Below are 9908 nucleotides of genomic sequence, written 5' to 3'. Positions count from 1 at the left end.
CCGTACAGGGCGCGTTCGCGTTCCACGAGCAGCGGCAGCGGGTCCGAGGCGGTGACCAGGTCCCGCAGCGGATACCGCCCCAACACCGCGTCCACCTCGGGTGTCAGCGCCGCCGCCAGCCGCCACGCGGCCGGCCGGCTCTCGTCCCGCAGCGCCCGGACGACCCCGAGGACCACCTCCCGTCGGCCCTCGCTCTCGGGCACCCCGGCGGCGGCACGCTCGTACAGGCGCGCGCCCTCCTCCAGGACCAGGTCCGTGTCCATCCCGGCCGGGATCTTGATCTGGGCGTGGTGCCGCCAGGTCGTGACCGGATCGCCCCAGGCCTCGACCCGGTAGGTCCAGTGGCCGGGCGCACCGGCGGTGACGACGGCCCCCCAGCGGTCGGTGCCGGGGGCCAGTTCCCGCATCGGCGTCCACGGGCCCGGACGGCCGTCCGGGTCGGTCAGCACGACGTTGGCGGCCACGGCGTCATGGCCCTCGCGGAACACGGTGGCCGAGACCTCGAAGGACTCGCCGGTGACGGCCTTGGCCGGCCTGCGACCCTGCTGGACCATCGGCCGGACGTCGAGTACGGGTATGCGCCCGACGCCGCCGGCCGTGTCGCTCGCGAAGGGTCGCTCCGCGCGGGGCGGTCCGGGATCGGCGGTGGCGGTGCGGGGTACGGGGGGTGCTTCGGACGTGCGTGTCGGGGGTGACGACTGGTGGTGCATGGCGGGCATGACCGCTCCTGTCCGCGTCAACGTTGGTGGGCGGATTGCTGTGGGGAGGTGGGTCCTGCGTTGTGGCTGTGTCGCTGTGCGGCTGTTGCCGCGTGGGGGTGTGCGCCCGGGGGCGCACGGGCGGGGTGTACCGGAGGAGCCTTCCCACCCTATTCGGGTACGCAATCCGGCACTTTGTTAACTACTCACGCGTATGTCTACACACAAGACCGGTCCCGTTCCGGACGAACGGGACCGGTGCCTGCGCCGCGCCGCCGACAGCCCCTAAGAGGCCGGTACCCGCAGCAGTCGGTCCGGTGAGCCGAGCCCACGACCGGAGACCTTCCCGGTCACCCCCCGCGCCACCAACGCCTCGCCCACCTGGGCAGGTCGGGCCTTGGGGTGGCCGGCGAGGTAGAGCGCGGCAGCGCCCGCCGCGTGCGGTGACGCCATCGACGTACCGGAGTAGGTCGCCCTGCCGGTGTCGCTCGTGTACGACGCCGACGTGATGGCGGCGCCCGGGGCGAACAGGTCCAGGGATCGGCCGAAATTGGAGAAGCCCGCCCGCGTGTCCTTCCGGTCGGTGGCGCCGACGGTGACGGCCTCCTTCACCGCCGCCGGGGAGGAGAGGCCGGCCGGCAGCCCGTCGTTGCCCGCGGCGACCGTGTAGGTGACACCGGAGGCGATGGAGTTGCGTACGGCCGCGTCCAGTTGGGCGTTGCGGGGCCCGCCGAGGCTGACGTTGGCGACGGCCGGCTTCTTCGCGTGCCGGGTCACCCAGTCGATGCCCGCGATGACATCGGCCGTGGTGCCGCCCCCCGCGTCGTCGAGCACGCGCACGGCCACCACCTGGGCCTTCTTGGCGACGCCGTACTGCCTGCCCGCGATGGTGCCGGCGACGTGGGTGCCGTGGCCGTTGCCGTCACTCGCCGTCCTGTCGTCGCCCACGAAGTCCCAGCCGTGGCTCGCCCTGCCCCCGAAGTCCTTGTGCGAGACACGGATCCCGGTGTCGATGACGTAGACGGTCACGCCGGCGCCCCCGGACCCGGGCCAGGTGTACCTCCTGTCCAGCGGCGGCTTCGGTTGGTCGATGCGGTCGAGCCCCCAGGACGGCGGGTTCTTCTGCGTGCCCCTGAGGGTCACGCGGGTGTCCTGGACGACCGAGGCGACCCGGGAGTCGGCCGCGAGTCGCCTCGCCTGTCTCGCGTCGGCGCGGACCGCATAGCCGTTGAGGACGGTGCCGTAGAAATGGCTTATTTTCGCCCCGTACTTCTCGGCGAGACTCTTCCCGGCCGACGAAAGAGCCTTCGTTCCCCCGTTGAGTGTCACCACGTAACTGCCGCTGACGGCGCCGGGGTCCGCGGCGCCCGGTATCTGCCCCTCCGGTGCGGCGTGCGCGGGCAGGGTGGTGGCCGAGAGCGCGGCGACACACATCACCGCTGCCAGACCACCCGCCCGGCGCAGACGCCGCGAAAGCGTCCGTGCCATGGTGTGGGTTCCCCTCCTCGACTCGGCGCACTGCGGCCCCGGATCGCCGGGTGCACCGTGCTGGGGCCGGTGCGCCACCCGTCAGCCTCTCCCGTCGTGAGAAGCCGCCACAAGGACGCCTACGGGGGTGGAATCGGCCATATCGGCCACACGGGATGCGTAAAGGTTGCGGCGGCTTTCGGACGGACGTGAGCGATATCGGCCGTACGGCGTGGCAGGACGAAGCCGTTCAGGCCGAAACGGGGTTCCGGGGGCAGAGCTCCCAGCGGGGGTGACACGAGCGCCGGTACCGTCGGGAACCACGACGACGCACACTGTCGTGCGTCATCCAGCGAAGCGCCGAGGTGGAACCGTGAAGGCGATCCGTCGATTCACCGTCCGTCCTGTCCTCCCCGAACCCCTCCGGCCCCTCAGCGACCTGGCGCGCAACCTGCGCTGGTCCTGGCACGCGGAGACCCGCGATCTGTTCCAGTCCGTCGACCCCGAACGCTGGGCCGCCTGCGGGCGCGACCCCGTACGGCTGCTGGGGAGCGTGCCTCCCGGGCGGCTCGCCGAGCTGGCCGAGGACCGCCGGTTCCTGCGCCGGCTCGCCGCCGTCGCCGACGACCTCGGCGACTACGTCGGCGGTCGGCGCTGGTACCAGGACCAGTCCGCCGAGTTCCCCGCCGCCATCGCCTACTTCTCTCCCGAGTTCGGCATCACCGCCGCCCTCCCGCAGTACTCGGGCGGCCTCGGCATCCTCGCCGGCGACCACCTCAAGGCCGCCAGCGACCTGGGCGTGCCCCTGATCGGTGTCGGGCTGCTGTACCGGCACGGCTACTTCCGCCAGAGCCTGTCCCGGGACGGCTGGCAGCAGGAGCACTACCCCGTCCTGGACCCCAACGAACTGCCGCTCGCGCTGCTCAAGGAGCCCGACGACACCCCCGCCCAGGTCCTGCTCGCCCTGCCCGGCGGCAGGTCGCTGCACGCCCGGGTCTGGCTGGCCCAGGTCGGCCGGGTGCCGCTGCTGCTGCTCGACTCGGACGTCGAGGAGAACGACCTCGGTGAGCGCGCGGTGACCGACCGGCTCTACGGCGGCGGCAGCGAGCACCGCCTGCTCCAGGAGATGCTGCTGGGCATAGGAGGTGTCCGGGCGGTCCGCGCGTACTGCCGTCTGACGGGCCACCCGGCACCCGAGGTCTTCCACACCAACGAGGGCCACGCCGGCTTCCTCGGCCTGGAGCGCATCGCCGAACTCTGCGCCGAGGGACTCGACTTCGACTCCGCGCTGGAAGCCGTCCGCGCCGGCACCGTCTTCACCACCCACACCCCCGTCCCCGCCGGCATCGACCGATTCGACCGCGAGCTGGTCGCCCACCACTTCGGGCCCGCCGCCGAACTGCCGGCCATCGAGGTCGAACGCATCCTCCGACTCGGCATGGAGACCTACCCGGGCGGTGAGCCCAACCTGTTCAACATGGCGGTGATGGGCCTGCGCCTGGCCCAGCGGGCCAACGGCGTCTCGCTGCTGCACGGCAACGTCAGCCGGGAGATGTTCTCGGGCCTGTGGCCGGGGTTCGACCCCGACGAGGTGCCGATCACCTCGGTGACCAACGGCGTCCACGCCCCGACCTGGGTGGCCCCCGAGGTCTTCCGTCTCGGGGCCCGCCAGATCGGTGCCCAACGCACCGAGGACGCCATGACCGTCGGCGGCTCGGACCGCTGGGACTCGGTGGCGGACATCCCCGACCAGGACGTCTGGGAGCTGCGCCGGGCCCTGCGCGAGCAGCTGGTGACGGAGGTGCGGGAGCGGCTGCGCGCCTCCTGGCGTCAACGTGGTGCGGGGACCGCCGAGTTGGGCTGGATCGACGACGTCCTGGACCCGGACGTCCTGACGGTCGGGTTCGCCCGCCGGGTCCCGTCGTACAAGCGACTGACGCTCATGCTCCGCGACCGCGACCGTCTGATGGACCTGCTCCTGCATCCCGAACGGCCGATCCAGATCGTCGTCGCGGGCAAGGCGCACCCGGCGGACGACGGTGGAAAGCGCCTGGTCCAGGAACTGGTGAGGTTCGCGGACGACCCACGAGTACGCCACCGGATCGTCTTCCTGCCCGACTACGGCATGGCGATGGCCCAGAAGCTGTACCCCGGGTGCGACATCTGGCTGAACAACCCGCTGCGGCCGCTGGAGGCGTGCGGCACGTCGGGGATGAAGGCGGCCCTGAACGGCTGCCTCAACCTCTCGGTCCTGGACGGCTGGTGGGACGAGTGGTTCCAGCCGGACTTCGGATGGGCCATCCCCACCGCGGACGGCACCGGAACCGACCCGGACCGCCGCGACGACATAGAGGCGGCGGCGCTGTACGACCTGCTGGAGCAGCGTGTCGCCCCCCGCTTCTACGAACGGGGCCAGCACGGCCTGCCGGACCGCTGGATCGAGATGGTCCGCCAGACCCTGACGCTGCTCGGCCCGAAGGTGCTGGCCGGCCGCATGGTCCGGGAGTACGTCGAGCGCCTGTACGCCCCGGCCGCCTACGCCCATCGCACGATGACACCGCAGGCGGCGCGCGAACTCGCCGGCTGGAAGGCGCGGGTGCGCTCGGCGTGGCACGGCGTCACGGTCGACCACGTGGAGACGTCGGCGGCGACCTCCACCGCGGAACTCGGCTCCACCCTCAGCCTCCGCGTACGGGTCGGCCTCGGCGACCTCGGGCCCGACGACGTCGAGGTCCAGGCGGTCTCGGGCCGCGTCGACTCCGAGGACCGCATCGCCGACGCCTCGACGGTCCCCCTCAAGCCGGTGGGCGGCCCGGACCCGGAGGGACGCCGGGTGTACGAGGGCCCGCTGTCCCTGGACCGCACGGGCCCCTACGGCTACACGGTCCGCATCCTGCCCTCCCACCGGTTGCTGGCGTCGGGCGCGGAACTGGGCCTGGTGGCGGTGCCTTCGCAGGAGGCGGGGGAGGGGGCGGGGGTGTTGATGCGGTGACGCCGCCCGGGGCGGGCGGGGCGTGCTCAGCCCTCCCCGGACCTGCGCTCGCACAGCTGCCGCAGCACCACCCCGCACCGCCGCGCATAAGCGTGCTGCAGCCCGCGCGTGGCCGGCCCTCCGGCCCGCGCGTACCACTTCGCCGCCCGGCTGAACGCGTTCACCGTCAGCCACACCGTGCCGTCCCCCGTGCGGTCGACGACGAAGGACTCCTCGCCGCACTCGGGATGGCCGGAAAGCGTGCCGTAGGCCCAGCCGGTGCGGCGGTACTCCTCCACCGTCCAGACGACCCGGCAGGGCGCCTTGATCACGCGCCCGAGGGTGACCGTGACGTCGACCTCGGGGGCCGCGCGGTCGGCGGAGGCGTCCATGCCGACGCCCATCGCCCGGTGCATCTCCCAGGTCATGACCGCCTCGGCGGCTCTGCGGAAGACCTCCTCGCCCTCGCCTATGCGGGTGCGTACATGGAGGGGGTGGAAGCCGGGCGGGCAGAAGCCGTTCTCCCGGGTGGCGCCGACGTCGGCGTACGTGAATGGCCCCAAAGACATGGGACACAAGAGTAGGGCGGCACCCGGGAATGCCTTCCTCCCGGGTGCCGCCCCACGCGCGGGGCGTGTCGGTGGGTGCGGGTCGCGTCAGTTGACGTTGACGGCGGCCCAGGCCGCCGCGACCGCCTTGTACTCCGTGCTGGTGGAGCCGTACAGGGCCGACGCCGCGTTCAGGGTCGCCGTACGAGCGCCCTTGTAGGTGGTCGTCGACGTCATGTACGTGGTCAGCGCCTTGTACCAGATCTGCACAGCCTTGTCGCGGCCGATCCCGGTGACGGTGGAGCCGTTGGACGTCGGGGAGTCGTAGGAGACGCCGTTGATCTTCTTGCTGCCGCTGCCCTCGGCCAGGAGGTAGAAGAAGTGGTTCGCCGGGCCCGAGGAGTGGTGGACGTCCATGCCGCCCAGGCCGGACGACCAGGCGTCGGCGGAGCTGCCGTCCTTGCTGGGCTTGTCCATGTGGCGCAGCGGGGTGCCGTCGCCGTTGATGTCGACCTTCTCGCCGATCAGGTAGTCACCGGGGTCCTTGGCGTTGGACGCGTAGAACTCCACCGCCGTGCCGAGGATGTCCGAGGTCGCCTCGTTCAGGCCGCCGGACTCGCCGCTGTAGTTCAGCCCCGCCGTGTTGGAGGTGAGGCCGTGGGTCATCTCGTGGCCCGCCACGTCCAGCGACGTCAGCGGCTTGACGTTGCCGTCGCCGTCGCCGTACGTCATGCAGAAGCAGCTGTCGGACCAGAAGGCGTTGACGTACGCGTTGCCGTAGTGGACGCGTGAGTAGGCGGCGACGCCGTTGTTCTTGATGCCGTTGCGGCCGAGGACGTTCTTGTAGAAGTCCCAGGTGACCTGGGCGCCGTAGTGGGCGTCCACGGCGGCGTTCTGGTCGGTCGAGGAGGTCGTCGCGGTTCCGGTGCCCCAGATGTCATCGGCGTCCGTGAAGAGGGTGCCGGCCGAGGAGGAGGTCGAGCGGGCCTTGTTGTACGTCTTGTGGCCGCCGCGCGTCGAGTCGTTGAGCTGGTACGTCGAGCCGGACTTCGCGGTGCCGACGGTCACCGTGCCGTTGTACTGGCTGTGGCCGGTGCCGGTCTGGATGGCTTCCCACTCGTACAGCTTCTTGCCGGTGGTGGCGTCGGTGACGACGTGCAGTTCCTGCGGGGTGCCGTCGTGCTGGAAGCCGCCGACGACCGTCTCGTAGGCGAGGGCCGGCTTGCCGTTCGCGGCCCAGATCACCTTGCGCGGAGCCTTGTCGGCGGCCGCCTTGGTGGAACCCTCGGCCTTGGCCGCCTTGAGGGCCTGCTTCTCGGCCGCGGCCCTGGGGACGTCCGCGGTGAGGTCGCCGATCTTGACGGCGGCCTTGGTCGCCTTGGTGACGCCCGCCACCTCGCCGGCCCCTGTCTCGTGGACGACCAGGTCGCCGCCGAGGACGGGAAGGCCCGCGTAGGTGCGCTCGTAGCGGGTGTGGACGGTGCCGTCGGCGTCCTTGACGACGTCACGGACGACCAGCTTCTCCTGGGCGCCGAGGCCTATCCGGTCGGCGGTCCCGGCCGCCTCGGCCTGCCGGTCCTTGAGGAGCGCGGTGCGCGCCGCGGGGGCGAGGGCGACCGGGGCGGCGAGGGGAGCCGCCGCTCTGTCGCCGCGCGCCGGGGTCCCGGCGGCGGAACTGCCGGCGCTCAGGCCGGTGGTGAGCAGGGCTCCGGCCGCCACCGCGGTGGCTATGGCCAGAGTGGTGCGCTTGCGACGCGCGTAGAGGGGTGTCACACGAGCTCCTTTGTGGGGGATGCGGGGGGTGCTTGTGCGGCGGGTGCAAGGAGAGTGACAGCTAGGACGCGTACATGTCAGGAGGGTGCGGTGATGTTGGCCAAAACTCGACTGTCCGGTAAATGTTTCCGACATGTGAACGGGCGCCGTCCCGGCGGGAGTTGAACCCACCGAGACGACGCCCTGTCTTGGGACGGACCGCTTGCGGGCCTACGGGAAGGTGAGCTTCCAGCTGTTGATGTACCCGGTGTCGATGGCCGCGTTGTCCTGGACCCGCAGCTTCCAGACGCCGTTGGCGACCTCGGAGGAGGCGTTCACCGTGTAGGTGGTGGCGATGTTGTCCGCGCTGCCGCCGGTGCCGTACCCCTTCAGCGTGTACGCCGTGCCGTCGGGGGCGACCAGATCCACCTTCAAGTCACCGATGTAGGTGTGGACGATGTCCACGGCGACCTGGAGGTTGGCCGGCGCGTTGCCCGTCCGCCCGGAGACGGTGATCGGCGACTCGACCGCCGCGCCCCGGTCGGGAATCGACACGTCGGCGGTGTTCTCGAAGGACGTGCCGCCACCGCCGCCGTCGCCCGGACGCGCGCCCACGTTGACGCCCGCCCAGGCGTGCTGGACCGCCTTGTACTCGGCGCTCGTGGTGCCGTACAGCTCACCGGCCGCGGCGAGGGTGCCGGTACGGGCCGCCGCGTAGTTGGTCGTGGAGGTGAACTTGGTGGTCAGGGCGCGGAACCAGATCTTCTCCGCCTTGTCGCGGCCGATGCCGGTGACCGGAAGGCCGTCCGAGGTGGGCGAGTTGTAGGTGACACCGTTGATGGTCTTGGTGCCGCTGCCCTCGCTCAGCAGGTAGAAGAAGTGGTTCGCGGGGCCCGAGGAGTAGTGCACGTCGATCGAGCCGATGCCCGAGTACCAGGCGTCCTTGGACGAGCCGTCCCTGCTGGGCTTGTCCATGTAGCGCAGCGGCGTGCCGTCGCCGTTGATGTTGATCTCCTCGCCGATGAGGTAGTCACCGACATCGGAGGAGTTGTCGGCGAAGAACTCGACCGTCGCGCCGAAGATGTCGGAGGTCGCCTCGTTGAGGCCGCCCGACTCGCCGGAGTAGACGAGCTTGGCCGTGTTGGACGTGAGCCCGTGGGTCATCTCGTGCGCGGCCACGTCGATCGACGTCAGCGGGTTGGCGTTGCCCGAACCGTCGCCGTACGTCATGCAGAAGCAGCTGTCCGACCAGAACGCGTTGACGTAGTTGTTGCCGTAGTGGACCCGGGAGTACGCGCCCACGCCGTCGCCGCGGATACCGGAGCGCCCGTGCACGTTCTTGTAGTAGTCCCAGGTCAGCGCGGCACCGTAGTGCGCGTCGGCGCCCGCGGACTCCAGGTTGGACGGGCTGCCGTTGCCCCAGACGTCGTCCGGTCCGGAGAACAGGGTGCCGGTGCCGGAGGTGCCGCGGCCCAGGTTGTACGTCTTGTGGTTGCCGCGGGCGCCGTCGGTGAGGTTGTACGTCGAACCGGACTGCGTGGTGGTCAGGTTCACCGTGCCGCTGTACACCGTGTTGCCGGTGCCGGTCTCGATCGCCTCCCACTCGTACAGCTTCTTGCCGGTGGTGGCGTCGGTGACGACGTGCAGTTCCTGCGGGGTGCCGTCGTGCTGGAAGCCGCCGACGACCGTCTCGTAGGCCACGGTCGGCTTGCCCTCCGCGGCCCAGATCACCTTGCGGGGCGCCCGGTTCACGTCGGGGCTCTTGGCCTTCTCCGCCTTGGCGGCGGCCAGCGCCTGCCGCTCGGCCTCGGCCGCCGGCACGGACGTCCTGGTGGTCGCCGGCCTGATGGCGGCGCGGGTGGCCTTGACGACACCCGCCGCCTCGCCGGACCTCGTGGTCTTCACGACCAGGTCACCGCCGAGGACGGGCAGTGAGTCGTACGTCCGCTCGTAGCGGGTGTGGACCGTGCCGTTGCCGTCCTTGACGACGTCACGGACGACCAGCTTCTCCTTGGCGCCGAGGCCCAGGTCCTCGGCGGTGGCCGCCTTGGTGGCGTCGGCCTCGCGGATCAGCGCGGCGCGCTGGGCGGGGGAGAGCTTGACGGACTCGGCGCCCGCTATGGCCTTGCCCGCGGCCGACGGTGCCTTCTCCGGGGCGGCGGTGGCGGCGCCCGACTGGACGGCCGCGGCGATCAGGGCGGACACGCCGACCAGGGCCACGGCGGCGGCCCGGCGGTGCGTGGAGTGGTGACGCGAGGCGTGGGGGGTGCGTCTGTGGGAGGAACTGTCTCTCAACACTGACTCCTTCTGCGCGGCCGCGGATCACGCGGCCAGGGGAGACCGTCCGGCGGGTGGGCCGTCCGGGCAGAGCAGGTGGTACGCAGAACGACGTGCGCGTGCGGAAAGGACGTGCGCGTGCGGGAGTACAGCCGCGGCTGCACCGTGGTACGGCGGTGCTGTGGGGTTGCTGCG

6 protein-coding genes are annotated in these 9908 nt (G+C 71.4%); 1 reads left to right on the top strand and 5 read right to left on the bottom strand.

The features are described from left to right. Both ACWCPI_RS23925 and ACWCPI_RS23920 read right to left on the bottom strand, forming a co-directional pair. A partial coding sequence (locus ACWCPI_RS23925) for a maltotransferase domain-containing protein (RefSeq protein WP_451040012.1) occupies positions 1 to 719 on the bottom strand: 719 nt, incomplete at its 3' end. 264 nt (positions 720 to 983) lie between these two features. Then, positions 984 to 2186, bottom strand: coding sequence for a S8 family peptidase (locus tag ACWCPI_RS23920; protein WP_451040011.1), 1203 nt, complete (start codon positions 2184 to 2186; stop codon positions 984 to 986). 352 nt (positions 2187 to 2538) lie between these two features. On the opposite strand from ACWCPI_RS23920, the gene ACWCPI_RS23915 reads away from it, so the two are divergent. Beyond that, positions 2539 to 5157 carry a glycosyltransferase family 1 protein gene (locus tag ACWCPI_RS23915; RefSeq protein WP_451040010.1) on the top strand — a complete coding sequence of 873 codons (2619 nt, stop codon included), beginning with the start codon at positions 2539 to 2541 and terminating at the stop codon, positions 5155 to 5157. A gap of 26 nt (positions 5158 to 5183) precedes the next feature. Here the strand turns inward: ACWCPI_RS23915 and ACWCPI_RS23910 are convergent, their stop codons facing one another. The 3 genes from ACWCPI_RS23910 to ACWCPI_RS23900 all read right to left on the bottom strand — a co-directional run bounded on the left by ACWCPI_RS23910 (position 5184) and on the right by ACWCPI_RS23900 (position 9731). Next, positions 5184 to 5705, bottom strand: a complete 522-nt coding sequence (locus ACWCPI_RS23910) for a DUF1990 domain-containing protein (protein WP_451040009.1) — start codon at positions 5703 to 5705, stop codon at positions 5184 to 5186. An 87-nt stretch (positions 5706 to 5792) separates the two neighbouring features. After that, positions 5793 to 7457: a M4 family metallopeptidase gene (locus tag ACWCPI_RS23905; protein ID WP_451040008.1), complete on the bottom strand. Its 1665-nt coding sequence runs from the start codon at positions 7455 to 7457 to the stop codon at positions 5793 to 5795. A gap of 210 nt (positions 7458 to 7667) precedes the next feature. Then, positions 7668 to 9731: a M4 family metallopeptidase gene (locus tag ACWCPI_RS23900; RefSeq protein ID WP_451040007.1), complete on the bottom strand. Its 2064-nt coding sequence runs from the start codon at positions 9729 to 9731 to the stop codon at positions 7668 to 7670. Positions 9732 to 9908 lie beyond the last annotated feature (177 nt).

Source organism: Streptomyces sp. NPDC001920 (genome assembly GCF_053594495.1).
This window is presented reverse-complemented; position numbering and strand designations above follow the sequence as displayed.

Coding starts and splice junctions, on each gene's coding strand:
- ACWCPI_RS23920 (WP_451040011.1), bottom strand. CDS start 2,186: ATGGCACGGACGCTTTCGCGGCGTCTGCGCCGGGCGGGTGGTCTGGCA.
- ACWCPI_RS23910 (WP_451040009.1), bottom strand. CDS start 5,705: ATGTCTTTGGGGCCATTCACGTACGCCGACGTCGGCGCCACCCGGGAG.